This window comes from Duganella sp. 1411 (assembly GCF_017833525.1).
Lineage (GTDB): Bacteria > Pseudomonadota > Gammaproteobacteria > Burkholderiales > Burkholderiaceae_D > Rugamonas.
This window is the reverse complement of the sequence record NZ_JAFICD010000003.1, coordinates 860,431-886,281: the sequence shown is the minus strand read 5'-3', so window position 1 is coordinate 886,281 and position 25,851 is coordinate 860,431. Positions and strand designations below refer to the sequence as shown.

Genomic DNA, 25,851 nt, shown 5'->3' with positions numbered 1-25,851 from the left:
GGTCGTCCTCTCAGACCAGCTACTGATCGATGCCTTGGTAGGCTTTTACCCTACCAACTAGCTAATCAGATATCGGCCGCTCCAGGAGCATGAGGTCTTGCGATCCCCCACTTTCATCCTTAGATCGTATGCGGTATTAGCGTAACTTTCGCTACGTTATCCCCCACTCCAGGGTACGTTCCGATATATTACTCACCCGTTCGCCACTCGCCGCCAGGTTGCCCCGCGCTGCCGTTCGACTTGCATGTGTAAGGCATGCCGCCAGCGTTCAATCTGAGCCAGGATCAAACTCTTCAGTTTAATCTCTGTTTAATTGGCATTGCTGCCACCGTCGTTGCCGACGGGTCGCTCACTCAAAATACTGACAGGCCACTACTTTCGTAGCGCCTATTTCATTACTTCTTGTGAACATTTGATATTTTAAGTATCGCGGAACCGAAGCTCCGCGTGCACTTTCATCAAACGCCCACACTTATCGACTGTTAATTTTTAAAGAACTTTATTCGGTACTGCTTGCTGAAGAAGCGTTGTGTTCATCAGCGAAGAGGCAAGATTATGAACTGTTTCGTTTATCTCGTCAACTCTATTTTTTCCAGCTTCACTCCGCATTTGTGTGCGTCGTTCTGCGAGGGGGCGAACTATAGCAAAGGGCGGGCAGGTGCGCAAGGGCAATTATGGGAACACGAACGATTTCACCAAAGTGAGTTCCCCCGGCGCCCGCATCGGCACCTGGAAGGTCTGCTGCTTTTCGCGCGGCGTGCCCTCGTTGGTGATCAGCGTTACGCGGGCCACGGTCAGCGCCGACGTGTCCGCGCCGCTGCCGTAATAATTCACGTAGACGTGATAATTACCCTTCGGTGGCGCGGCGCTGGAGAAGATTTCCGGGCCATATCCGGTGGTCACGTCCACGTCCAGCGCCCCCCCATCCTTTAACACCCGGTTGCCGTACCAGGCGTGGCCGCCGTCCGGCGTGACCACGTGCAGATCGAGGTCGGTGCCGGCGCTGTCCCAAGACAGTACGACGCGCAATCGCGCCTGGGTCTTGCCCTGGTAGTTGTCGAAGAACTGGGTGCGCGCGCGGCTCTTGCCATCCGGCGAACGCACTTCCACGCTATTGGAGCCGCTGCCGAAGCCATATGGCCGCCCGTACGTGCCGTCCTCCGCCACCTCCATCGGCATGGCCGCGCCATTGACCACCAGCGTGGCCGGCTTGCCTTTGACGGCGCCCGCGATGCGGCCGCGTATCTGCGCCGTCTCGCTCTGGCCCGGCTGCAGATTGACCGACGAAGCGGGATAGTTGACGGTCTGCGTGTATTCTTCCCGCGCGCCGGCCGAATTGCGCCAGCCGCCCTTGGGCGCGTCGATGGTGACCTGGGCCTGCGCCCAAAGTGGTAATGACAGTAGTAATAGCCAACGCGCGTTCATGTTTTTAATACCTGAAAGTTTTGACAAGGGTGAGCTCCCCGATACTACGCAAGGGCACGACGAACTCCTCGCGCCGCTCGCGCGGCGTGTTTTCGTTAAAGACCAGCGTGATGCGGCTGGTGATGACGGGCCGCTGGCGCGTGTTTTCGTCGAAGTGGTAACCGTCGCCGCCGAAATTGCCCCAGTAGTTGATCCACACCTGATACAGCCCGTGCATCGGCGACGTCATGGTGAAGTTCTCCGGTCCCGGCCCGTCGACGGTGTCGGGATCAAGGCCGCCGCCGTTGGTCATCGCGGGACGCGCCCAGAATGCGTGCTGTCCGTCCGGCGTCACGATATGCAGGTCGACCTCCGCCTGGCTATCGTCCCAACCGGCGATGACGCGGATCATCGGCTGCGGGCGGCTTTTGTCGGCTTCGTAGAACTGCACGCGCTTGACCGGCTTGCCGTCCGGCGAACGGATCTCGACGCTGTTGGAACCGGAGCCGAACGAATACGCGCGCGCGTAACGGCCATTGTCATCGGTGTAGAGCGGCGTCGGATTGCCATTGACCGCCAGCTTGTAGCCCGACCGGCCCTTCGCCGCTTTCTCAAGGTCGCCTTGAATCATACGCCGTCCGCGTTGCGCGCCCCGGTCGACCAGCGCGTACGGATAGTTGACGGCCAGTTCGTCCGATCGGTCGGTCAAGCCGGCGCGGTTCCATCCGCCCACCGGCGTCGTCATGCTCTTGTCCTGCGCTTGCGCGCATTGACCGGCCCATACCGACAGGGCGGCGCCCACTAATAAGATGCGGTAATTCACAGCGCCTCCAGGTTAAGATCGACCAGCCTGCGGGCCAGCCGTTCGACATACTCCTCATCCTGGCCGCGCGGATGCCCGCGCAAGCCAAGGTGCAGATATTCATGCGCCAGCGTGATGCGGTCCTCGCGCGTCGCCAGCGGACGCATAAAGATGCGGTTGCGCGACTGCTCCGAATAAGGCGCTCCCGCGCCAAGCGCGCACACCAGCGGTGGTTGCGGCGGCGCCTCGTAACCCATCTCGCCCAGCAGCACGCGCTGCCAGCGCGGCAAGGCGCGCGCCAGCCACGCCTCGTTTTGCGTCAGGCGCTGGCACCGCGCGCCACTGTTGCCGGCGGTGCCCAGCGCGCCGCCGGGATAGGCCGCGGCCAGCAGTTCGTCGTAATGCTTGCCCTGCCTGGCCTGCCGCACCGCCTCGGTCCACACCAGCGTTCCGGCCGACGCCCGGTCGCGGTGATAGCGCACGGTGACGCCATCGACGATCAACTGGTCGGTCCAGCGGGCGATGGCCAGCGCCGCCGGCGTGGCCGGACTTGGGCTCACGCGCTGGGTCGCGCTGCTGTCGGCGATCTGCTGGCAGCCGGCCACGGTCACCGCGTTCTGCCTCAAATAACTGCGGGCGGCGATGGCCAGCGCTTTCGCCGCCTCCGGTTCGTCGGCGCTGGCTTCGCGGTCGAGCACCCGCGCCACATATTCATTGACGCCGAAGCGGCCGCGCAACTGTGGACGGCCCGCGTCGTCCTTCAACAGCGTCATCTCGCCGGCGCTGCGCAGCGCCAGATTCTGGCCATTCTCGAATTGCACGTGGTAGCGGCCATTCAGCGGCCCCGGCGCCGCCGGCCCGTCCGCGCCGCGCACGCCGCGGACTGGATAGCGCTTGAAATAGTCGACCACCACGCAGCCGCTGTCTTCCGCCGCCCGGACCGGCGGCAAAGCGGCGGCCAGGCGCGGCGCCCATTGCTGGAACACGTTGCTGCTGCCGCCGGCGCCACCGAACCACACCGGCGTGCCGTCGGCCAGCCAGCCGGCCGCGCCGCCCAGGCGTTCGCGCGCCGCGCCGGCCTGGGCTTGCTCGTGCCAGGAATAGGTTTTGACGCGCAATTGGCCGCCGAACCAGCGCGCCGTGCCGGCCCCACGTCCGTCCAGCACCACGCGCAATAGCGCCGCCTCGGCGTTCGACCTGCTGGCGGCCGGGATGCTGCCCAGGGCGCGCAGCAGGCTGTCGAGCCGCACCAGCCGCGCCGGCGCCAGTTGCGCCGGGTCGGCCAGCCATGCGAAGTCCCCCACCGGAGGCGTGCCAAGGCGCCCGGCCCAATACCGGCGCCACGACGCCGTCTCGAGCATCAACCGCGTCGGCGAAAAAAATGGGCCGCAGGACTGTGCCAATGCGGCGTCGTGTCCGATGCTCTGTCCCGCCTCGCAGCAATAGACTTCCTCCGGATCGCGCCCGCCGCAGCGGTAGTCCGGCATTGGAACCTTGTTGTCCTGCGCGTAGATGTAAACGAACAGCTTCCACAAGCTGGCCAGCGGCACTTGCCGCGCGCCGTCGAACGGCTTGGGCGCGGCGCCGCCCTGGCGCAGCTGCTGCACCTCGATGCGGCCGTCGCGCCACCAGGCCACGTCCAGCGACGCCGCCCACGACTGCGCCGCCAGCGATGGCAGCACCAGCATGGCCAGCACGGACGCCGGCCGCCAGCGCCGCGGGAGCGCGGCCTTGCGCATCACTCCACCTTCAACGTGCGCATGGTCTTGCCACCGCCCTCGAAGGCCTTCTGCTCCGGCTGATACATGCGGTGGAACCGCGCGGGCGGCAGCACGTAACTGCCCTTTTGGGCGAAGCGCAGCAGGTGGCGCACGGTCACATTGCCTTCCAGCGGCTCGATCGGCACGGCGTAACCGTCACGGCGCTCGGTGTGGCGCGCGCGTTCCAGCGGCTCCGGTTTATCGCCGGCCATGACCATGCCCCAGGTGCTCGATTCGACCACGGCGCCGGGCGGCAGCGCCACCTCCAGCAGGCCAAAGCGATGCTTGGCGCCCGCCGCGGCCTTCAACGTGATCTCGTCCAGATACAATTCGTCGGTGCTGAGCGCATCGCCCGGTTTGACCAGCTCCGTCGTGTAGCCGCCCTTGCCCTGTTTCATACGCAGGATGCGGCGCTCGATGGCGACCGGCAGCGCCTGCGCCTCGGCGGCGCGGCTCTCATACTGCACCACGGCGACGGTGCCCGCCGGCGCGGCACCGGAAGCGGCGGCAAGCCGCAGCTGGTCGGGCACGCCCTTGCCGTCAGCCCAGCGCCACACCGGCTGACCGCCGCGGCTCTCCAGTTTCTGCCACGCGCCGTCCAGAGCGACGGCCGGCGCCTTGCCGAACGCGGTTCCGCCCAGCTTTTTCTGCACCCACATCAATGTCATGGCGCGGTCCAGGGTCGGCATCTCGGCGCGCACGCCGGACAGCACCGCGTCGGCCTGCGCCGGCGGCAGTTCGCCGGCCAGCATCAGCAACGCCTGCGACACCGGCGCCTTGGCCGAACGCAGTACCGTCCACGCGGCGCCGACCTGCTGCTGCAACGCCGGCGGCAAGGCGACGCCGTTCTGGCTGGCGACCACCGACACCAATCCCAGCGCCATGGCCTGCGCCTCGCGGTCGTCGCCAGCGCCCAGCAGCAGGCTGCCATCGCCGGACTGGCGCGGCTTGCCGTCCAGCGGCGCGGTGAGGGCATCGTCGACCAGGCCGGCGGCCAGCGTTTTGGTGGGCAGGCCCATCTCGTGCGCCATCCACAGCACCAGCGCGCGGTCGGTCAGCGCGTCCTTCAAGCCATTATTGCTGTACACGGCAAGCAGGTTGTTCCAGTGCTCGGGCGGCAGCGTGATGCCCAGCGCGCGCGCGGCGTGCCAGTCGGCGTAATAGGCGTAGCCGGTCATCAGCGCGCTGCCGGCGGTGGCGTCGCCCCACCAGCCGAAGACCGCGTTCGGGCCGGCCATCGACACCAGACGCAGACGCTGTGCGGTGAGGATGGCGCCCAGGCGCTCGCGCAACGCGCCGGCATCGGGGCCGAGGCTTTGCAGCGCCAATGTCAGCGGAATCAGACGGCTGGCCGTCTGCTCGACGCAGCCGTAGGGATACTCGATCAGATCGTCGGCGATGCGGGCGAAGTGGCTGGCGGCGCCCTGCGCGAACGAAACGCGGATGTTGCGGGCGTCGGCCGGCAGCTTGAGCGGGGTCTCGGCCCCGCCCAGCGGCAGCATCAGGGTGCGCGGGCTGCTCCAGGCGGCGGGCAGCGTTTGCATGCCCGTGTCCAGCGCGTCCACCAGCTTGCCGTTTTGTTTGAGCTCCAGGCGCAGCGCGCCCGTGTTGCCCGCCAGCGGGAACTCGACGTAATTGATACCCGGCTTGGCCGACAGCTTCTCCGTCTTCGGCTGGGCGCCGCCGGACAAGATCACGTCCAGCGCCTGCGCCGCGCCGGTCTGGTTGAACACCGCCACCGAGGCGCGCGGCGCGTCGCCGGCGCGCATCCAGTCGGGCGCCGTCCACTTGGCGTAGAAGCTCTTGTCCGAGCGCAGATAGCCAGTGCGCTGGCCCACGCGCCCTTGCGCATCCATCGCGCGGCCGGTGATGCGCCAGCGGGTCAGCGCGTCCGGCATGGTGAAGCTGACGCGCGCGTTGCCGTCGGCGTCGGTCTTCAGCGACGGCGCCCAGTAGGCGGTATCGACGTTGTCGCGGCGCGGCCGCTCCAGCACCTTGACGCCGCGCTCATTGTAGTTGTGCCGCGCCGGCGCGCCGCTGCTGCGGGCCTGCGCCATGTCGTAGCTGATGAAGGACAGGCTGGCCGTGGTGCGCACGTTGTTGCGGCGCGGGTGGTAGAAGAAGTCGCCGATCTCCGGCGCGATCTCCGGCTGCAGCACGTAGATCATTTCATCGACCACGCCCAGCGCCACCAGGGTGCTCAATGGTTTGCCGTCGAGCGTGGCCTTGACGTCCAGCGTCACCTTCTCGCCCGGCTGGTAGACCTCCTTGTCGGTCTTGAACTGCAGCGCGATGCGCGGCTCGATCACCTGCAGGCCGGCGTTCTCGAACACGAAATCGCCGTTGCGGGTGTAGGCCACCGAGAAGGTCATGTTGGGGCCATGCTCCTCCTTGACCGGGATGCGCACGCGCCATTGATTGCCCGCCACGCGCTGCGCCTTGTACCAGTCGGCGCCACCGGACATCAGGCCGTACTGCTCGACCTTGTCGCGTTCCAGCGTCAGCAGCGCCTGGTCGATCTTGTCCGAGAAGGTGATCAAGGCCTCGGCGACGTCGCCCGGACGATAGCGCACCTTATCCAGCACGATCTCGATGCTGCCCGGCGTGGCCTGCACGCCGTCGCCCGTCACCCAGTGGCTGGCGGCGGCCAGCAGGTTGCCGCGCTCATCCCGCAGCGAGAGCTGGTAGGAGCCGGAGGCCGGGAAGGTCACGTCCCAGCCCTTGGCGGCGGGATCGAACGCGCCGCCGGTCTTGGTCTGCTTCTCCAACTGCACCATCTCCCAGCGCACCGGCCGCACCGCGCCCTGGCCGTCGGCCAACAGGTCGAAGTGCACCGACTGGCCGGGATCGGAAAACTGGCGCGATGGTTTCAACTGATAGGTGGTGCTGGAGCGCTCGATCATCAGCTCGCGCGTGGCGCGCACGCGGTAGGCCGCGCCGTCGGTCGCCAGCACGGTCAGGATGTAGCGCGACGGGTCGGTGGCCGGCGGCAGCGAGAAGCTGACGTTGCCGCTGCCGTCGCTGACCACCTCCTCGGTCTTGAGCGCGACCGGGAACAGGCCGCTGTATCGCAGCTCGCCGTCGACCATGGTGTTTTGCTGGCTGCGCAGCGACAGCGTCATCTTGGCGTTCTTGACCGGTTTGCCGTCCGGGTAGCGCAGCGCGATGCTGCCGCCGACCGCCTCGCCGGTCTTGAACTCCGGCTTGGACGGCTGCACGTTGATCTCGAAGTGCGGCTTGACATATTCGGCCACGCGGAAGGCGGCGCCATAGGAGCCGTCCTTGTAGCTGAAGCGCAGCTCATAGCCGCCGGCGGTGGCCTGCGGGGGCAGGCGGAAGCGCGTCTCGGCGCCGCTCTCGCCCGACAGCTGCAAGGTTTGCGTCAGCAGCGGCGTGCCGTTCGGATCGAACACGGTCAGGCCCAGCGGCGCTGCGGCGGCGGCCTGCGATTCGCGCGCCGATTTGAATTCGCGCCCCAGGAACTTGACGTTGACGTCGTCGCCGGGCCGGTACAGTGGGCGGTCGGTGACGGCGTAGATCTTGGTGTTATAGATCTCGCTGTCGTAGTAGAAGTTCTCGGACACGAACACGCCGCCGGCGCGGTCCTCGCCGATCACATAGGTGTGTTCCGGGCTGCCGCGCTCCAGCGAGGCGACGCCGTCGGCGCCGGTGCTGGCCGATTGCAGCACGCCGGTGCCGTCGGTCCACGCCACGTTGGCGCCGGCGACGGCGGCGCCGTTGTCGCGCCGCGCGGTCCACACCAGCATCTGGGCCGACGACACCTTGGTGACGGCCATCGTGTCGGACACGAACACCAGGGTGGTGGCGCGGTGTTCGCCGATGATTGCCTCGATCAGGTACAGGCCGGGCTTGCGCTTGCCGATCGGGATCATGACGTTGCCGGCGCCGGCGGCGACGAATTCGCTGCTGGAGCCATCGAGCTTGACGCCCTTGGGCGGCTCGATCGGCTTGGCCTGCCAGATCGGATAGCGGAAGCTGTCGACCATCTCCATGCCCTTGATCGGCTTGTACTGCGGATGGTTGGCGAACACGGTCGGGCGGCGGATCGCCGGATTGGTGGCCAGCTTGGGCTGCTCGCTGATGACGGCGACGCGCGCCTCGGGCGAGAACAGCTTGCGCCAGGCCAGGCGCGATTGCTTCCACCAGCTATCCCACAGGAAGCTGAGGGTGTTGGCCAGACCTTCGCCCTGGTAATTGCCTTCGACCTGGATGCGGTGCAGGTTGCGCTGCTTCTTGAGGAAATCCATCGGCGCGGGCACGCGGTAGACCACGATGTCGGCGCCGGAATACGCCTCCAGGTTCATGCGCCCCATGTCGCGCCCGGGCACCTCCAGCCGCACGCGCGCCATGTCGGCGCTGCCGTAGCTGGCGTCCGACAGCAGGAAGAACGGCTCGCCCTTGAACTGCGTGTAGTAACTCGGTTCGCGCTCGCGCTCCTGGGCGGAGGCGCCGCCGAACAGCGCCAGCGCCAGCGCCAGCATACCGGTCAGCAGCAGCTTCATGACAGAAAAGACAGCCGGAACACGCCGGCGAAATTGGGATTGTTGGACGCTGGTTGCCACCGCGTGTCCTTCCAGGTAGTGAGTTGTTTGATATCGACGACCCGCAGGCCGTTGTCTTGTGCAGTGACGGTGCCGGTGTGGTACGCGATGCGCGCCCCCATCCAGACCATCAGGTGTTGTTCGTCGCCCTGGTCGAAAAACAGCAGGTCGCCGGGCAGCGCCTGACTGATCTCGCGGGCGACGAAGCGGCTGTTGTGCTGGACCAGCGCCAGCGCCGTGACGAAGTGGCCGACCGTGCCGCCGGTCTGCACCCAGCGGTTGCGCAGCGCGGCCTGGCCGGCGTCCAGTTCCAGCTCCGGCGGCAGGCGGCGGTCGCTGGCGATGCCGTTGGCGCGCAGCCATTTGGCGTCGTGCACGGCCAGCGCCTCGTTGACGGCGAAGCGCACCAGGCCCGCGCAATCTCGGTGCGTCCAGCGCGGCGACGGACCGCGTTCGATCTGCGCGCTGACGATGCGCAGCATCCACGCCTGGAAGGCCCGGCTTTGCGCCTGCGACAGCCGGATTTGCGTATCGGCCGCCTCGCGCAGGGCCCATACGGGCGGCGCCAGCGCCGTCGCCGCGCATCCCGCCAGCAGCCGCAAACAGCGACGGCGTGGGTTCATCGCGGCACCGCCTGCCATTCCAGCGGTTCCCACGCCGTGCCGCTGGACGGCAGGGTCTTAAGCACCATGCGGAACGGCGGATATTTTTTCAGCGCGTCCAGGCGCGGCACCAGATGTTCGTTGGCCGCCGCGCGCAGCACCGGCTCGTTATTGGCTGGCAGCGTGTCGAAGGCTTCGCGCTGGATCAGCTGCGCCAGCGCGGCCGGCGCGATCAGGCCGACGGTGTGGCCGGCGTCCGGCAGCAGGTCCGACGCCGCCGGCGCCTGCTTGCGGCACACCGCCAGCACCTGGTCCACCAACTTGCCGTCGGCCGAGAAGACCACCGTGTTGCCCATCACCGCCAGCGCCGGCCGGGCCTCGCCCATGGGCGTGGCCACGGTGCGTTCCCAGCGAGTGGCGCCGCCGGCGGCGGTGGTTTTGCGCACGGCGTCTTTGCCGCCGGTGGCCGCCGTGAACAGGCTGCCGTACAAGGCCTCGCCGCTGGCCTGCGGCGCGCGGGTGGCCACGAACACCGGCGTGTGCAGCCGCGAGCCGCCGTACCAGCAGGCGGCGGCCGGGCCTTGCAACTGCTCGGCCAGCGGCAGCACCGGCTCGGACGTCTTGCCGCCGATCCGCTTGAGCACCGGCTGCATCGCCGCCCAGTCCACCGGCACCGTGAAGCAGGCGCTCGGGCCGTTCGGCAGCGCCGGCCACAGGGCCGCGCTGTCGTAGCCGCCCTTGCGCAACTTGTCGGCGTTGATCAGCACCCCGGATTTCCAGGCGCCCTTGCTGAAATCGAAGCGCACCGCCTCGAGCGCGCCGAAAAACGGCTGGTAGCCGAACGACAGGAAATCGGCCTTGACGGCGATGCTGTGGCCCGCCGGCGCCGCCGGGTCCAGATGGAACTGCGGGTGGAACACGGTTTGTTTGGCGCGGTCGGCGGCCAGCAGGCTGGCCAGGGTTTTCTCGGCCGTGCCGTCGCCGTCCTTGCCTTCCGCGCCGCCGTACAGCATGCCCGGGTGCGACAGGATGACCAGGCGCTGGCCGTGCGCGGCGAACAGCAAGGTGCGGTGGTAGGCATAATTGAGCGCGTACACCGGCACCTTGTCGCCGTCGACGCGCAAGGCGCCGGCCACGGTCATCTGGGTGTCCTTGAGCGCGATCTTGCCGGCCTCCTCCAACACCCGCGTAAGTTGACTACGGGAAACGGCGATCGCGTAATGCTTCAGCGAGCCGTCGGCGTCGCGCCACAGCGCCACTTCCGCCGGCTGGTCCAGCACCATGCGCAGCAACTGGTCGCCCCAGCCTAGCTCATGCTCATAGGCAATGCGGCGCAGGCTGCCCTTGAGGCCGAGCCGGTCCTCGGTTTGCTCGTAATAAAACAGGAATTCCTCGCGCAGCACGTCGCGCGCCAGCGGCACGGTCAGCAGGTCGCGCGGCAACGTGGACAGGCTGGGGGTCATCACCAGCGCGTCCGGCCGGGACAGGTCCAGCTTCAGGTCGTTGACCGGTCCCATGTGGCCCCAGCCGAAGGCCCGGTACGCGATCAGCGCGGCACCGACGATGCCCACGCCGGCAAGAGACCTGAACAGCACTTTTTTATTCATGTTCTTGCATTGTTAAGTTGGTAATAATTATCGGATGGTAACATGTCGGCCGCGCCGCCCGATAGATGCGGCGCAACGACAGCGTAAAATAGACGTTTCGCCGATATCCACGCCCGTCATGTCCATCCTGCTGACCACCCTCAACGCCCGCTACACCCACGCCTCGCTGGGATTGCGCTATTTATTAGCGAACATGGGGGAATTGCAGCAGCAAACGCGCCTGCAGGAATTCGTCATCGGCGCCAAGACCACCGAAATCGTCGAGCGCATCCTGGCGCACGCGCCCAGGATCGTCGGTTTCGGCATCTATATATGGAACGTCGAGGAAAGCACCAAGGTCGTCGCCATGCTCAAGCGCGTGGCGCCGCACGTGATGGTGGTGCTGGGCGGGCCGGAGGTGTCCTATGAATCGAACGAGCAGGAAATCGTCAAGCTGGCCGACTACCTGATCACCGGCTGGGGCGACGTCACCTTCCCCAAGCTGTGCGGCGAGATCCTCAACGGCCCGCAACCGCTGATGAAGGTGCACGCCGGCGTGCAGCCGCCGATGGCCGAGATCAAGCTGCCCTACTCCCTCTACACCGACGACGACATCAAAAACCGCACTATCTATGTGGAAGCCTCGCGCGGCTGCCCGTTCAAGTGCGAATTCTGCCTGTCGGCGCTGGACAAGACGGCGTGGCCGTTCGCGCTGGAGAGCTTCCTGGCGGAGATGGAATCGCTGCACGCGCGCGGCGCCCGGCTGTTCAAGTTCGTCGACCGCACCTTCAACCTAAATATCAAGACCAGCCTGAAGATCATGCAGTTCTTCCTCGATAAGCTGGAGGCCAACCCGGACGACCCGGTCTACGCCCACTTCGAGCTGGTGCCGGACCACCTGCCCGACGCACTGAAAGAGGGCATCAGCAAGTTCCCGCCCGGCGCGCTGCAGTTCGAGATCGGCATCCAGAGCTTCAATCCGGCGGTGCAGACGCTGGTCAGCCGCAAGCAGGACAACCAGAAGGCCGCCGACAACATCCGCTGGCTGACCGACCACTCCAACGCCCACATGCACGTCGACCTGATCGCCGGCCTGCCCGGGGAGACGGTGGAAAGCTTCGCCGAGGGCTTCAACAAGCTGTGGGCGCTCGATCCGCACGAGATCCAGTTCGGCATCCTCAAACGCCTGCGCGGCACGCCGATCATCCGCCACACGCAGGAATTCGGGCTGGTGTTCGAGCCGTACGCGCCCTACACCATCCTGGCCAACCGCGATATCGACTTCCCGACCATGCAGCGGCTGGTGCGTTTCGCCCGTTACTGGGACCTGGTGGCCAACTCCGGGCGCTTCGGCAATACGCTGCCGGTGCTGCTCGGCGACTCGGCGTTCGAGCATTTCATGGCCTTCTCGGACTGGCTGTACGCGAACACCGACGCCACCCACCGCATTGCGCTGGAGCGGCTGGTGGCCATGGTGTCGCGCTATTTGCAGGAGCGCGGCATGGACAAGGGCGACGCCGACGCGCTGCTGGCCAGCGATTACGCCGGGGCCAAGCCCAAGGCGGCCGAGACGCCGGCGCCCAAGCGGCAGGCGCGCCGGCTGGCCGCTTGATGCCGCCAACCCGCAAACCGGAGCCGGGGGTCGTACCCGTTCGGGTACGACCCCGGTTGGCGGTGCGGGTTTCGCCTGAAGCGCCTCCGCCATTTGCCAGAGCGCGGCAGCGCACCGCCGCCGCGAACTCCAGTGGCGGACCTCGCCAAACTCCCTTAAACTGACGGGATGCCTACTGCCAAAGAGCCTACCCTCACCCTCAACCCCGGCGCCGCCAACGGCCCGTCGGTCGCGGCGGACGGCACTTGGCAAGTTCACGCGCTGGCGCAGGGCACGGCCATGGCCACCATCACCGGGCTGCTCAAATCCCTCCAGGCCGACAAGGTGCGCTGGGACCTGTCGGCGATCGACAGCATGGACCACATCGGCGCCCAGCTGTTCTGGAACGCCTGGGGCAAGACCCGGCCCGCCGACCTGCACCTGGCGCCGGGGCAGGAGGAATTCTTCAACCGGCTCGAAACCACCGGCAAACTGGAGCTGCCGCGCCCGCGCCAGCAGCGCCTGACGTGGGTGATGAAGCTCGGCTTCGCGATGCTGCTGTTCTTCGAGCACCTGACCGGCTTCATCACGCTGATCGGCCAGCTGACCCTGGACCTGTGGCGCTTCGTGCGCGCGCCGCAACGCGGTCCGTGGAAGGAAATCTCCGCCAATATCTTCCACGCCGGCTTCCAGGCGCTGGGCATCACGGCGCTGGTCGGGTTCCTGATCGGCGTGGTGCTGTCGTTCCTGTCGGCCCAGCAGCTGCGCGCCTTTGGCGGCGACATCTACCTGGTCAACCTGCTCGGCATGAGCGTCATCCGCGAACTGGGGCCGCTGCTGGCGGCGATCCTGGTGGCGGGCCGCTCCGGCTCCTCGATCACCGCGCAGCTGGGCGTGATGCGCGTGACCGAGGAACTCGACGCCATGCTGGTGATGGGTATCTCGCACGGCTTCCGGCTGGTGATGCCCAAAGTGCTGGCACTGGCGATCTCGATGCCGCTGCTGGTCATCTGGACCGATTCGATGGCGCTGATCGGCGGCATGCTGTCGGCCAATGTGGAACTGGGCCTGTCGCCGCAATACTTCATCTCCAAGCTGCCGGACGCGGTGCCGCTGGCGAACTACATGATCGGCCTTGGCAAGGGCGTGGTGTTCGGCATGCTGATCGCGCTGGTGTCGTGCCATTTCGGCCTGCGCATCAAGCCGAACACGGAAAGCCTCGGCCGCGGCACCACCACCTCGGTGGTCACGGCCATCACCGTCGTGATCCTGGCCGACGCGGTGTTCGCCATCCTGTTCAACGGAGTGGGGTTCTGATGGCCGACCAAGCGCTGGTTCCCGAAAAAGCCTGCGGCCCCCGGGCGGGCAACGACAACGGCGAGCTGACGCTCGACGGCAGCGTGCCGATCGTCGAGATCACCGGCCTGTGGACCAAGTACGGCCGCACCGTCGTGCACCAGGACCTGAACCTGGAGATCGAACAAGGCGAGATCCTGTCCATCGTCGGCGGTTCCGGCACCGGCAAGACCACGCTGCTGCGCCAGATGCTGGGCCTCGAGCATCCTGCGCGCGGCTGCGTACGCGTGTTCGGCGAGGACATCAGCGAGATCGGCCCGGCGCAGTTGCAGCAATTGCGCAACCATTGGGGTATGCTATTCCAGCAGGGCGCGCTGTATTCGGCGCTGACGGTGCTGGAAAACATCGCCCAGCCGATGCGCGAACTGCAGGTGCTGCCGGACGATCTGGTGCGCGACGCCGTGCTGCTGAAAATGAACATGGTCGGCCTGGGACCGGAACACGCCAACAAGATGCCGTCGGATCTGTCGGGCGGCATGGTCAAGCGGGTGGCGCTGGCGCGCGCGCTGGCGCTCGAGCCGAAGCTGCTGTTCCTCGACGAGCCGACCGCCGGCCTCGATCCCGACCTGTCGGAGGCGTTTGTATCACTGATCAAATCGCTGCACCGCGAGCTGGGACTGACGGTGGTCATGGTCACGCACGATCTGGACACGCTGTTCGCGCTGTCGACGCGCATCGCCGTGCTGGCGGAAAAACACGTGATCGCCCTCGGCCCGCTGCAGGAGGTGCTGAAGGTCGATCATCCGTTCATCAAGGAGTTCTTCCTGGGCGACCGCGGCCGCCGCGCGCTCGAGGCGCTGGACGAAAAAACCAACAAGGATCACTGATGGAAAACAGGTCACACGCACTCACCACCGGCTTTTTCACGATCACGCTGCTGATCGCGGCCATCCTGTTCGGCATCTGGTTCAACCGCGACCGCGTCGAGCGCGTGCCGTACCTGATCGCCACCGCGCAATCGGTGCCGGGCCTGAACCCGCAGGCGCCGGTGCGCTACCGCGGCCTCGAAGTGGGCAAGGTCGGCGGCATCGCCTTCAACCCCAAGGTGACCGGCCAGATCCTCGTCACGCTCAACATCAACACCGACGCGCCGATCACCAAGACCACCTACGCCACGCTGGGCTACCAGGGCGTGACCGGCATCGCCTTCATCCAGCTCGACGACGAGCAAACCGGCTCGCCGCTGCTGCCCACCAGCGCCGACGCGCCGGCCGTGATCCCGCTGCGCCAGGGCTTCCTGGACCAGGTGGAAAAGCGCGGCAAGGAGATCCTGTCGCAGACCGAGGAGGTGACCAAGCGCCTCAACACCCTGCTCAGCCCCGAGAACCAGAAAATCATGCTGGCCGCCTTCGCCGACGTCAGCGAAACCGCCAACAAGTACCGCGACCTGCCGGGCAAGCTGGAGCCGACCATCGCCAAGCTGCCGGCGCTGGCCACCGAGGTGCAGAAAACGCTGGTGTCGGTCAACGCGCTGGCGACCGACGTCAATCGCCTGACCACCGGCCTGCAGGCGCCGGACGGCCCGATCGCGCGCATCAGCGGCACCGTCGACCGCGTCGGCCTGTCGGTCGAATCGGTGGCCGGCGGCCTGCAACTGGACACGCTGCCGCAGGTGAATTCGCTGGCCGACGACACCCGCTCGTCGATGCGCGCGCTGCGCAAGACCATGAACAAGATTAACGATCGCCCGCAAAGCCTGATCTTCGGTTCGCCCGGCACGCCGCCCGGCCCGGGTGAAGAAGGCTTTACCGCTCCGACCAAATAAGGATCACGATGACCACCGCCTTCCGCACCCGCGCCGCCATCGCCGCCGTCGTTTTGCTGAGCGCCTGCGCCAGCAAGGGCCCGGCCAACGCCAACTACGACTTCGGCCCGCTGTCGGCGCCGGAGCCGAAGGGGCGCAACGTCTGCAACAGCATCGACGCCATCATCGTCGCCGACGCCACCGGCCCGGCGTCGCTCGACTCCGAGCGCATGCAATACCGCCTGCTGTACGCGGACGCGCGCCAGTCGCGCCCCTACGCCTACAACCAGTGGACCAGCACCCCGCTGCAGCTGGTGACGCAGCGCATGAAGGCGCGCATCGCGCAGGACGGCTTGAAGGTGCTGTCGGCCACCGATTCGGCGTCCAGCGTCCATCTGCTGCGCATGGAGGTGGACGACTTCACGCAGAACTTCGAGACGGCCACGCGAAGCAGCGGCCATATCAGCATGCGCGCCTCGGTGTTCCGCAGCCATAGCCTGGTGGACCAGAAAACCTTCACCCGCGACGTTCCGGCGCCGAGCGCGGACGCCGCCGGCGGCGCCCGCGCCCTGGCCGACGCCACCGACGCCCTGGCCGGCGACGTGCTGGCCTGGCTGAACGAGGTGCCGGCGGCGCCGGCGGTGACTCCGCCACCGCGCCGATGATGGAACCGGCAGCAACGGCGCCGCCCGATCCGGCGCCGGCCCGCAAAGGCTCGCCGCTCTCGCGCGCGGCGCTGCTGGCCTATCTGCTGCTGATTATCTACGCCAGCTGGTTCCCGTTCTCGGGCTGGCAGAACCAGGGCCTGTCGCCGCTGATCTTCCTCGAAACCTCGAGCATGCCGCGCTACTGGACCAAGTTCGACGCCATCATCAACGTGGTCGGCTACGTTCCTTTGGGGACGCTGATCGTCTACTCGCTGTACCCGCGCATCCGCGGCGTGTTCGCCTTTTTGCTCGCCACGGCGTGCGGGCTGCTGGTGTCCGGCACGATGGAGGCGGTGCAGACCTACCTGCCCAGCCGCGTCTCGTCCAACCTGGACTTCTACACCAACGCCGCCGGCTGCGCGCTGGGCGCCCTGGGCGGCGCGCTGACGGTGCGCCGCCTGCTCGATGAAAGCCAGTTGCAGCGGCTGCGGCGCGCCTGGTTCGCGCCGCACGCCAGCCAGGGCCTGGTGCTGCTGGCGCTGTGGCCGCTGGCGCAGATCTACCCGCAAAGCTTCCTGTTCGGCCTGGGCCAGCTGCTGCCGATCCTGTCGGAATGGCTGTCGCAACTGCTCGACATGGAGATCGACCTGGCCAGCTACGTGCGGCCGGACATGGTACTCACCGTCGAGCAGTACTGGCTGTCCGAGACCATCATCACCGCCTGCGGCATGGTCGGCGCCGCGCTGACGTTATTGTGCCTGCTGCGCAAGCCGGCGCCGCGCGCGCTGCTGGTGGCGGCCATGGTCATCGCCGCCATCGTCGTCAAAGCGCTGGCGACGGCGCTGCTGTTTTCGCCGGAAAACGCCTTCGCCTGGATCACGCCGGGCGCCGAGGGCGGCTTCCTGATCGGCGCCATCATGCTCGCCGGCCTGACCTTCGCCCCGCACGTGGCGCAGCGGCGGCTGGCCGCCGTCACCTTGCTGCTGAGCCTGGTGATCATCAACACCACCCCCGCCAACCCGTATTTCGTGGCCACTTTGCAAACATGGGTGCAGGGCAAGTTTCTTAACTTTAATGGCGCGGCGCAATTCCTTTCGCTGATGTGGCCGTTCTGCGCGCTGTGGTTCCTGTGGCTGCCCTCGCACAAGCTCAACAAAGAGCCGAACCCCGCGCCAAGCCAAGGCCGGGTATCATAGCGGCCACACGGCAACCTTACATCGCGCTTACAAATTTTCGAGAGATATAGCCATGAGCGACACTCCCTATTTCAAACACCACGTCTTCTTCTGCATGAACAAGCGTGACGACGGCCGCAACAGCTGCGGCGACCATGGCGCGGAAACCGCCCAGAAGCACGCCAAAAAGCGCTGCAAGCAACTCGACATCAACGGCCACGGCGGCGTGCGCATCAACCAGGCGGGCTGCCTGGACCGTTGCGAGGAAGGCCCGGTGCTGGTGGTCTACCCGGAAGGCGTCTGGTACACCTACGTCGACACCAGCGACATCGATGAAATCATCGACAGCCACTTGGTACAGGGCAAGATTGTTGACCGTCTTAAAATCTAACGAGCTATGAACAAGAACGAAAAATTCACCCTGGCGGGAAACGCCGGCCTGATGGAAGGCCAGATCGACCATCCGAAGCACGACACGCCGGTCGGCATCGCGCTGGTGGCCCATCCCCACCCGCTGTACGGCGGCACCATGGACAACAAGGTGGCCGTCACCCTGGCGCGCACCTTCGCCAGCCTCGGCTACGTGGTCGCGCGCATCAACTTCCGCGGCGTCGGCGCCTCCGAGGGCGTGCACGACCACGGCCACGGCGAGACCGACGACATGGCCATCCTGCACGCGTGGATGACCGAAAAATACCCGGGCCTGCCGGTGGCGCTGGGCGGTTTCTCGTTCGGCACCTTCGTGCAATCGAAGCTGGCGCAACGCCTGGCCGCCGCCGGCACCCCGGCCGAGCGCCTGGTGCTGGTCGGCAGCGCCGCCAAGAAGTGGGACATGGCGGACATTCCGGCCGACACCATCCTGATCCATGGCGAAAACGACGACACCATCCCGCTGATCGACGTGCTCGACTGGCTGCGCCCGCAGGACATCCCGGTGATCGTCATCCCCGGCGCCGACCACTTCTTCCACCGCAAGCTGCAGCACATCAAAAACTGGGTGACCCAGCTGTGGCGCCGCCCCAGCGACGTCGCCGACACCGAAACGGACACCGCCGCGGCGGACTAAGACTTATAATCCCCCGCTGTTTTTTTACGCAGCCTTTTAAACTCATCACCGAATAACTAGCCCATGAAAAAATTGATCGCGGCACTGGCCACCAGTGTCATGTTGATGTCCGCCGCTGTGGCGCAAACCCTGCCGCCGCCCACCATCGCCGCCAAGTCCTGGCTGCTGCTGGACGCCACCAGCGGCCAAGTGATCGCCTCGCAAGATCCCAACGCCCGCGTCGAGCCGGCCTCGCTGACCAAGGTCATGACCGCCTACGTGGTCTTCGGCGCGCTGCGCGACAAGAAAATCACGCTGAACCAAATGGTCAACGTCTCGACCAAGGCGTGGAAGGTCGACGCCAGCAGCTCGAAGATGTTCATCGACCCGGCCACCCCGGTCAGCATCGACGACCTGCTGCACGGCCTGATGATCCAGTCCGGCAACGACGCCGCGGTCGCGCTGGCCGAGGCCGTCGCCGGCGACGAATCGGCGTTCGTCGTCATGATGAACAAGGAAGCCGAGCGCATGGGGTTGAAATCGACCCGCTTCGCCAACCCGCACGGCCTGCCGAGCCCGGAAAACTATTCGACCGCGCAAGACCTGTCGGTGCTGGCCAAGCGCGTGATCCTCGACTTCCCGCAGTTCTACAAGATCGACTCGATCAAGAGCTTCACCTACAACAAGATCACGCAGCCGAACCGCAACCGCCTGCTGTGGCTGGACCCGACCGTCGACGGCATGAAGACCGGCCACACCGAAGCGGCCGGCTACTGCATGATCGCCTCGGCGCACCGGCCCAACGGCGCCAGCGAGCGCCGCCTGATCTCGGTGGTGCTGGGCACGTCGTCGGACAACTCGCGCACGCAGGAAAGCCAGAAGCTGCTCAACTGGGGCTTCCAGAACTTCGACACGGTCAAGCTGTACTCGAAGGGGCAAGCCATCGCCACGCCGGAAATCTGGAAGGGCTCGCAGAGCGCGGTCAAGATCGGCTTCGCCAGCGACGTCATGGTGACGGTGCCGAAGGGCGTCGCCGCCAAGATGAAACCGGTGCTCGAGCGTAAGGACCCGCTGGTCGCGCCGCTGCCGCAAAACACCCGCGTCGGCTCGCTGAAGATGGTGGTCGACGGCAAGCCGCTGCTGGAACTGCCGGTGGTCGCGCTGGAAAACGTCGAAGAGGCGTCGATCTTCGGCCGCGCGTGGGATTCGATCCGCCTGTGGATGAAGTGATGCGCGACGACCTCCGCTGCCCCGCCATCGTCACCTGCAAGGACGGCCTGGCCCTGTCGCGCATCGTCGCCGGCATGTGGCGCATGAACGAATGGCGGCTGACGCCCCAGCAACGGCTGTCGTTCATCGAACAATGCCTGGAGCTGGGCGTGACCAGCTTCGACCACGCCGATATTTACGGCGGCTATGGGGTGGAGGCGGAGTTCGGCGAAGCGCTGGCGCTGCAACCGTCACTGCGCGCGCGCATGCAACTGGTGAGCAAGTGCGGCATCAAGCTGGTCAGCGCGGCCCGGCCGGAGCACACGATCCAGCACTATGACACCAGCGCCAGCCACATCATCGCCTCGGCGGAGCATTCGTTGCGCCAGCTGGGCACCGACCGTCTGGACTTGTTGCTGATCCACCGTCCCGATCCGCTGATGCAATTCGACGAGATCGCCGACGCCTTCCGGCGCCTGCGCCAGGATGGCAAGGTGCTGCATTTCGGCGTGTCGAACTTCAGCCGCCACCAGTTCGAGAGCCTGAACCGGCGCATCGCGCTGGCGACCAACCAGGTGGAATTCTCGCCGCTGTGCGTGGCGCCGATGTTCGACGAGACGTTCGATGGATTGCAGGATGTCGGCGTGTCGCCGATGATCTGGTCCCCGCTGGCCGGCGGGAGGCTGTTCAGCAAGGAAGATGCCGCCGGCGTGCGGGTCAGCGCGGTGGTGCAGAAGATCGCCGACGAGCTGCGGCGGCCGTTCGGAAGCGTGGTGTTCGCGTGGATCATGCAGTTGCCGAGCCGGCCGATACCGTTGACCGGCTCCGGCCGCATCGAGGCGGTGGCGGAAGCGGTGGAGGCGACGCAGTTCAGCCTGAGCCGCAGCCAATGGTTCGACATCCTGCGCGCCGCGCGCGGCCACGAGGTGGCGTGAATTATGAAACTACTCTCAAACACCTCTGAAACACGTAGGGCGGATTAGCGAAGCGTAATCCGCCATTGCGTGCGTCTCGACGGCGCATGCAACGGCGGATTACGGCGTTCCGCCTAATCCGCCCTACGTGGATCAGATGTCATCACGGGTAACGGCCAGGATCAGATGTCGTCGTACACCACCGGCGGCGCAATCCCCTTCCAGCCCCGCTTCCAGGCCAGGTTCAGCGCCAGCGTGAAGGCGATGTACACCACGAAGAACAACACGAAATAGCTGGCCTGCAACCACGCCAACAAGCCCAGATTCACCACCAGCAGCACCAGCGCGCCCCAACTCTTCTTCTGCTTGGAGCTCGGGAAGCGCACCGTCGACACCATCAGCGTCCCCACCACGAACAGCAGCAGCACCACCAAAATCGCATGCCAGGGCGCCGCCGCCGGTTCCGGCCAGGCGACCACCACCGACGCCACGCACGCGGCCCCGGCCGTGATCGGCATGCCGACGAAGTAGCGCGGGTCGGTGCGGCCGACGCTGACATTGAAACGCGCCAGCCGCAACGCGCCGCAGGCGACAAAGAAGAAGCTGGCGATGCCGCCGGCCCGCAGCAGCGTCGGGTGGTCCACGCCCAGTTGCACGAAGCCGTAGCAGTACAACAGCAGCCCCGGCGCGCAGCCGAAGTTCATCACGTCGGCGATCGAGTCGAGCTGCATGCCGAACTCCGACGCCGTGTTGGTGGCGCGCGCGACAAAGCCGTCGAGCGCGTCGAACACGCCGGCCAGCACCAGCAGGATGGCGGCGAGCCGGTAGTCCTGGGCGGACCCGACGAGGGCGTTGTCGACCGAAATGACGATGCTGCCGAAGCCGCAAGCGATCGACATCAAGGTGACCATGCTTGGCAAAGCGAACTTGGCGCGCCGCACGCGCGCTTGATTGATGGGTTTCAAATGACGGATTCCAGGTTGAACATATCCTCGACACCAGCGGGAGGCCGGCTGAACGGTTAGCTTACCATTGTACGCAAGCCGTCCCGTACGAAGCGGTTCGGCTAGCATAACGCGTGCTTCAACGGCGCAATTTGGCTTAGAATCGCTGTAGCCAGTCCGGGCAACAGGCCCCTATGCACAGGAGTTTCAAACATGCCACAACATCAATACTGGCAACGCCCCCTTTCCGCGCTGCCGGCGGTGGTGCTCATCGCCGCGCTGCTGGCCGGCTGCGGCGGCGGAGGCGGCGGCTCCAGCACCGCGACGACGTCGAACGTCCAGCCCTCCACGCTGCCGCAACTGCCCGGCGCGCCCAGCTTCACCGGCAACACCGCCCTCGACGGCTACAACTGGATCAATTACCGGCGCGCCCAGCTGGGCTTGTCGGTTCTGGCGCGCAACGGCCAGGTCGACGCGGCGGCCCAGGGACATTCCAACTATCTGCGTCTGAACAACACCGTCAGCCACGAGCAAACGGCGGGCGCGCCCGGCTTCACGGGCGTCAACCTGGCCGACCGGCTGAGCGCCGCCGGCTACGGGCTGACAGGCGGCTACGCCATCGGCGAGGTCATCTCCGCCACCTCCAACAGCTCCGGCTTCTACCAGGCCGAGGAACTGATCACCGCCGTCTACCACCGTTTCGTGATGTTCGAGCCGGTCTTCAAGGAGGTCGGCACCGGCGCCGCTACCGCCGCCGCCGGCAACTATACCTACTTCACCGCCGACCTCACCGCGAGAAACGGCCTGGGCGCTGGCATCGGCGCCGGCAGGCTGGTCAACTATCCGGCCAATAACCAGACCGACGTGCCGACCAATTTCTTCAGCGACACCGAGTCGCCCGACCCGGTGCCGGACCAGGACGAGGTCGGCTACCCGATCAGCGTCCACGCCGACAGCGGCCGCGGCGGCGGCGGCGTGGTGGTGCGCAGCTTCACCGTGGCGCCGCGCGGCGGCAACGCGCTGAGCGCGCGCCTGCTCAGCAGCGCCACCGATTCGCGCACCACGGCCTCGGCCGCCGCGATCATCCCGCTGGCGCCGCTGCGCGCCGGCACCGTCTACGACGTCAGCTTCGACGGCACCGTGGGCGGCGTGGCGACGACCCGCACCTGGTCGTTCACCACCCACAACTAATTCACCAGCGGCCGGCGGCGCACGCGTTGTTGCGGCCGGTAAGCTCTGCTATCGTACGGCTTCCGTACGGCTTTCGTACAACCTGATCGCGCCCCGCCCATGATACTTTCCAGCACGCCGGCCCGCGCCGACGGCCATGTCCTGCAGGTGGAAACCGGCTTGCAGCAGCTCATGGGCGACCGCGCCCTCTATCTGCAGATCCTGCGCCGCTTCCGGCAGCGCTACCAGGACAGCGCCAACCAGGCGCGCACCGAGCTGATGGCGGGCGACGCCGCCGGCGCCCAACGCATCATCCACACGCTCAAGGGCGCGGCCGGCATGATCGGCGCCCAGCAGGTGTATCTGCTGGCGGCCAATCTGGAACCGGCCTGCGCGGGACCGTCGGCGCTGTGCATGGGACCGCTGGCGCAGCTGGAACAGGCGCTGCGCAGCCTGATGGGCGCGATCGACGCCGAGTTGAGCGCGAACGACCAGGCGCCGCCGCCGGAGCCGGCGGCGGCCGGCGCACATCCGCCGGAGACGCGCATGCTGGTGCAGCATCTGGCCCGGCTGCTGGAGGAAGGCGACGGCGCGGCCATCGACGTGCTGGAGCACTCGGCGACGGTGCTCGCGGCAAGCTTGGGGGTGGCGGTGTTCCAGGAGGTGACCGAGGCGGCGCACCAATTCGACTTCGAGGCGGCGCTGGCGGTGTTGCAGGCGGCGAAGCGCTGAACGTCAGCGCGTGTATTCCTTCTCTTCGTCGAAGGCGTCGGCGCATTCCTTGTCGCAGAAGCGTTTGACGTTGTCGAGCGGCTTTTCGCAATACCAGCACGATCCCTTGGGCGGCAGCATCTGCCGCGTGCGGGCGGGCGAGGCGGCTGCCGGCATCGCGGGGGGCGCCATGCCGGCGCCGTCGTCCGGTACGCTTTCTTGTGTCGGTTCCACGATCCCCTCCGTTCCAGGCAGTGCTCAGGTCAACGTTGCAAGGTTACTTCAGCGGAATATCACAGGCATGAGAATTCTCAAGGCGGTGCCGGTTTCAAGCGATCTGTTGGAAACCGAACACTCATCTGCGACGAATCAATCATAGCAGGTTCGGCGTACCGGCCACAGCCGCCGCAACGGCAACAACAGCCGCGCCCACGGCCCTTTTCCAGAGGGACGCGCCACGGCGCCCCGGCCGCCCATAGGGGATAAATATTTTTTAATTGAAAAGTCGAAAATGATAGTGAGTGCCTTTGAAATTGTGGCTTTGGGGCATCTCCGCGGGCCCGCCGGCGGCGCCGTCGGCTTATAATCATTACACCATTACTATTCCCTCCTGGAAAGTTCGAATGTCCGACACCGTACACGTTGCCCCGCCGGCCGCCGGCGGCCACTCCCAGCTGTCGGCGCGCGCGCTGGCGCTCGCCGACCTCGGCCTGATGGTGCTCGACGCCGGCCAGCGCATCGTCCTGTGGAACCAATGGATGGCCAGCCACTCCGGCCAGTCGGCGCACCGCGTGCTCGGCAGCGAGCTATTCGACGTGTTTCCCGAATTGCGCGGCCAGCGGCTGGAGCAGGCCGTGCACAGCGCGATGCAGAGCAAGACGCCGCAGCACCTGTCGCCGGGCCTGAACCGCTCGCCGTTTCCGCTGTTCCCGGCCGGCACCTGGGGCGGCGAGCGCATCGAGCAGGCGGTGTCGGTGACGCCGTTCACGGAGGGCAAGGAGCGCTTCTGCCTGATCCAGGTGAGCGACATCAGCAGCACCGTCGGGCGCGAACGCCAGCTGCGCGGCCAGGCCGAGGCGCTGCGCGCGCAATCGTACGTCGACGGGCTGACCGGCATCGCCAACCGCCGCCACTTCGACGTCGCGCTCGACCGCGAACTGCGCCGCGCCCAGCGCAACGACGGCCAGCTGTCGCTGCTGCTGATGGATATCGACTCGTTCAAGGCGTATAACGACCACTTCGGCCACCAGCAGGGCGACGCCTGCCTGATCCTGGTCGCCGAAGCGTTCGCCGCCACCTTGCAGCGGCCGGCCGACCTGGCCGCGCGCTACGGCGGCGAGGAGTTCGGCGCCGTGCTGCCCGACACCGGGCCGGAGCAAGCCGCCCTGGTCGCCGAGACGATACGCGCGCGCATCGCCGCACTGCAGGTGCCGCACGCGCCCGCCGCGCTGCGTCCGTATGTGACAATGAGCATCGGCGTGGCCAGCTTCGTCAAGGACCGGCTGTGCACCGCCGAAACCATGCTGGCCGCCGCCGACGGCTGCCTGTATGCCGCCAAACACGCCGGACGCGACTGCGTCATCGTTCACAAACTGGAAGAAACCACCGCATGAAAATTCGTCTCGCCGCCCTGTTGTCCGCCGCCGTCCTGACCGCCCCTGCCGCTTTTGCCGCCCCGGCCGCCTGCACGGGCAAAGCGCCGTCCGGCGAACTGACCGCGCAGCGCATCGTCGCCGCCAACCCGACCCGCGCGGAACCGGGGCTGTACGAGGGTCCGGTATGGATCAAGGATGCGCTGTATTTCTCGGACTTCACGTTCGGACCGGGCTTCCCGTCGCGCATCCAGAAGTTGGACGCCGGCGGCAAGGTCACCACCTTGATCGCCGACAGCGGCAGCAACGGCCTGGCGGTCGACGCGCAGGGCAACATCCTGGCGGCCACGCACAAGTACAAAAGCGTCTCGCGCTACACGCTCGACGGCAAGCGCAGCGACGTGGTGACCCAGTACAACGGCAACGTCTTCAACTCGCCCAACGACATGGCGCTGGCCGCCGACGGCACGCTGTACTTCAGCGACCCGGCCTTCCAGCGCGACGCCGCGCCGGGCGGCCAGGACAAGACGCGCGTGTACCGCGTGGCGGTCGACGGCACGGTCACGGTGGTGGACGACACGCTGACCAACCCGAACGGCGTATCGCTGTCGCCGGCAGGGGACGTACTGTATGTGAACGGTATGGTTGGCGAAAAAGGCGTGCTGCGCGCGTACGCCATCGTCGACGGCAAGCCTGGCAAGGGACGCGACCTGGTCAATGGCCTGGGCATCCCGGACGGCATGGCGATCGACTGCCACGGCAACGTCTACGTCACCGAGCACACGGATAAGCGCATCCGCGTGTTCACGCCGCAGGGCAAGCAGATCGCCACGATCAAGGTCGACGCCAACGTCACGAACGCCGCGTTCGGCGGCGCCGACGGCAAGACGCTGTTCATCACCGGCGCCGGCGCGGTATGGAAGATCGCGCTGGACGTTAGCGGCTTGCCGTACTGATCGCCTGAGCCGCAATCCGGCCGGGATCTGAAACACCGCCTGACCCGCGATGCGAACGATCCGAACCCGCATCTGGGCCAC

22 protein-coding genes and 1 rRNA gene are annotated in these 25,851 nt (G+C 66.6%); 14 read left to right on the top strand and 9 right to left on the bottom strand.

Going from position 1 to position 25,851, the window contains the following annotated elements:
* From JOD97_RS20915 to JOD97_RS20885, 7 genes are all read right to left on the bottom strand, one after another.
* Nucleotides 1-300, bottom strand: a 16S ribosomal RNA gene (locus tag JOD97_RS20915); the annotation flags it as partial.
* Nucleotides 301-672: 372 nt separating this feature from the next.
* Nucleotides 673-1,425: a YfaP family protein gene (locus tag JOD97_RS20910; protein ID WP_209722595.1), complete on the bottom strand. Its 753-nt coding sequence runs from the start codon at nt 1,423-1,425 to the stop codon at nt 673-675.
* A 4-nt stretch (nt 1,426-1,429) separates the two neighbouring features.
* Nucleotides 1,430-2,227, bottom strand: a complete 798-nt coding sequence (locus tag JOD97_RS33300) for a DUF2135 domain-containing protein (protein ID WP_209722592.1) — start codon at nt 2,225-2,227, stop codon at nt 1,430-1,432.
* Nucleotides 2,224-3,945, bottom strand: coding sequence for a DUF2300 domain-containing protein (locus JOD97_RS20900; RefSeq protein WP_209722589.1), 1,722 nt, complete (start codon nt 3,943-3,945; stop codon nt 2,224-2,226). The genes JOD97_RS33300 and JOD97_RS20900 overlap by 4 nt, the downstream gene beginning before the upstream one ends.
* Nucleotides 3,945-8,489 carry an alpha-2-macroglobulin gene (locus JOD97_RS20895; protein WP_209722586.1) on the bottom strand — a complete coding sequence of 1,515 codons (4,545 nt, stop codon included), beginning with the start codon at nt 8,487-8,489 and terminating at the stop codon, nt 3,945-3,947. Before JOD97_RS20895 ends, JOD97_RS20900 begins: the two co-directional genes overlap by 1 nt.
* Nucleotides 8,486-9,151, bottom strand: a complete 666-nt coding sequence (locus tag JOD97_RS20890) for a DUF1175 domain-containing protein (protein ID WP_209722584.1) — start codon at nt 9,149-9,151, stop codon at nt 8,486-8,488. The genes JOD97_RS20895 and JOD97_RS20890 overlap by 4 nt, the downstream gene beginning before the upstream one ends.
* On the bottom strand, nt 9,148-10,737 hold the full coding sequence (locus JOD97_RS20885) for a DUF2138 family protein (RefSeq protein WP_209722581.1): 1,590 nt from the start codon (nt 10,735-10,737) through the stop codon (nt 9,148-9,150). Before JOD97_RS20885 ends, JOD97_RS20890 begins: the two co-directional genes overlap by 4 nt.
* 118 nt (nt 10,738-10,855) lie before the next feature.
* On the opposite strand from JOD97_RS20885, the gene JOD97_RS20880 reads away from it, so the two are divergent.
* The 10 genes from JOD97_RS20880 to JOD97_RS20835 all read left to right on the top strand — a co-directional run bounded on the left by JOD97_RS20880 (nt 10,856) and on the right by JOD97_RS20835 (nt 20,418).
* Complete coding sequence (locus tag JOD97_RS20880) at nt 10,856-12,328, top strand: B12-binding domain-containing radical SAM protein (protein ID WP_209722578.1); 1,473 nt, start codon at nt 10,856-10,858, stop codon at nt 12,326-12,328.
* Nucleotides 12,329-12,496: 168 nt separating this feature from the next.
* Complete coding sequence (locus tag JOD97_RS20875) at nt 12,497-13,624, top strand: ABC transporter permease (protein ID WP_209722575.1); 1,128 nt, start codon at nt 12,497-12,499, stop codon at nt 13,622-13,624.
* Nucleotides 13,624-14,490, top strand: coding sequence for an ABC transporter ATP-binding protein (locus tag JOD97_RS20870; protein WP_209722572.1), 867 nt, complete (start codon nt 13,624-13,626; stop codon nt 14,488-14,490). Before JOD97_RS20875 ends, JOD97_RS20870 begins: the two co-directional genes overlap by 1 nt.
* Entirely contained in the window at nt 14,490-15,428 is a 939-nt protein-coding gene (locus JOD97_RS20865; RefSeq protein ID WP_209722569.1) for an MlaD family protein, read from the top strand. The genes JOD97_RS20870 and JOD97_RS20865 overlap by 1 nt, the downstream gene beginning before the upstream one ends.
* A gap of 8 nt (nt 15,429-15,436) precedes the next feature.
* The gene (locus JOD97_RS20860) at nt 15,437-16,072 is read left to right on the top strand and encodes an ABC-type transport auxiliary lipoprotein family protein (RefSeq protein WP_209722566.1); all 636 of its coding nucleotides are present in this window, start codon (nt 15,437-15,439) and stop codon (nt 16,070-16,072) included.
* The gene (locus JOD97_RS20855) at nt 16,069-17,250 is read left to right on the top strand and encodes a VanZ family protein (RefSeq protein ID WP_209722563.1); all 1,182 of its coding nucleotides are present in this window, start codon (nt 16,069-16,071) and stop codon (nt 17,248-17,250) included. The genes JOD97_RS20860 and JOD97_RS20855 overlap by 4 nt, the downstream gene beginning before the upstream one ends.
* Before the next feature lie 52 nt (nt 17,251-17,302).
* Complete coding sequence (locus JOD97_RS20850; RefSeq protein ID WP_090328145.1) at nt 17,303-17,620, top strand: ferredoxin; 318 nt, start codon at nt 17,303-17,305, stop codon at nt 17,618-17,620.
* Nucleotides 17,621-17,626: 6 nt separating this feature from the next.
* A complete protein-coding gene (locus tag JOD97_RS20845; protein WP_209722560.1) occupies nt 17,627-18,295 on the top strand; it encodes an alpha/beta hydrolase in 669 nt (222 codons plus the stop codon).
* Between the two features lie 63 nt (nt 18,296-18,358).
* A complete protein-coding gene (locus JOD97_RS20840; protein WP_209722557.1) occupies nt 18,359-19,504 on the top strand; it encodes a D-alanyl-D-alanine carboxypeptidase family protein in 1,146 nt (381 codons plus the stop codon).
* The gene (locus JOD97_RS20835; protein ID WP_209722555.1) at nt 19,504-20,418 is read left to right on the top strand and encodes an aldo/keto reductase family oxidoreductase; all 915 of its coding nucleotides are present in this window, start codon (nt 19,504-19,506) and stop codon (nt 20,416-20,418) included. Before JOD97_RS20840 ends, JOD97_RS20835 begins: the two co-directional genes overlap by 1 nt.
* Nucleotides 20,419-20,579: 161 nt before the next feature.
* Here JOD97_RS20835 and pssA read toward each other — a convergent pair whose 3' ends face one another.
* On the bottom strand, nt 20,580-21,338 hold the full coding sequence (gene pssA, locus JOD97_RS20830; protein WP_209722760.1) for a CDP-diacylglycerol--serine O-phosphatidyltransferase: 759 nt from the start codon (nt 21,336-21,338) through the stop codon (nt 20,580-20,582).
* A 216-nt stretch (nt 21,339-21,554) separates the two neighbouring features.
* On the opposite strand from pssA, the gene JOD97_RS20825 reads away from it, so the two are divergent.
* Together JOD97_RS20825 and JOD97_RS20820 are read left to right on the top strand one after the other, a co-directional pair.
* Entirely contained in the window at nt 21,555-22,532 is a 978-nt protein-coding gene (locus JOD97_RS20825) for a CAP domain-containing protein (RefSeq protein ID WP_209722552.1), read from the top strand.
* A 99-nt stretch (nt 22,533-22,631) separates the two neighbouring features.
* Nucleotides 22,632-23,243 carry an Hpt domain-containing protein gene (locus tag JOD97_RS20820; RefSeq protein WP_209722550.1) on the top strand — a complete coding sequence of 204 codons (612 nt, stop codon included), beginning with the start codon at nt 22,632-22,634 and terminating at the stop codon, nt 23,241-23,243.
* 3 nt (nt 23,244-23,246) lie between these two features.
* Here JOD97_RS20820 and JOD97_RS20815 read toward each other — a convergent pair whose 3' ends face one another.
* The gene (locus JOD97_RS20815) at nt 23,247-23,456 is read right to left on the bottom strand and encodes a hypothetical protein (protein ID WP_209722547.1); all 210 of its coding nucleotides are present in this window, start codon (nt 23,454-23,456) and stop codon (nt 23,247-23,249) included.
* Between the two features lie 389 nt (nt 23,457-23,845).
* Between JOD97_RS20815 and JOD97_RS20810 the strand changes: the two genes are divergently transcribed.
* The gene (locus JOD97_RS20810; protein WP_209722544.1) at nt 23,846-24,835 is read left to right on the top strand and encodes a sensor domain-containing diguanylate cyclase; all 990 of its coding nucleotides are present in this window, start codon (nt 23,846-23,848) and stop codon (nt 24,833-24,835) included.
* Nucleotides 24,832-25,770 carry an SMP-30/gluconolactonase/LRE family protein gene (locus tag JOD97_RS20805; protein ID WP_209722541.1) on the top strand — a complete coding sequence of 313 codons (939 nt, stop codon included), beginning with the start codon at nt 24,832-24,834 and terminating at the stop codon, nt 25,768-25,770. The genes JOD97_RS20810 and JOD97_RS20805 overlap by 4 nt, the downstream gene beginning before the upstream one ends.
* Nucleotides 25,771-25,851 lie beyond the last annotated feature (81 nt).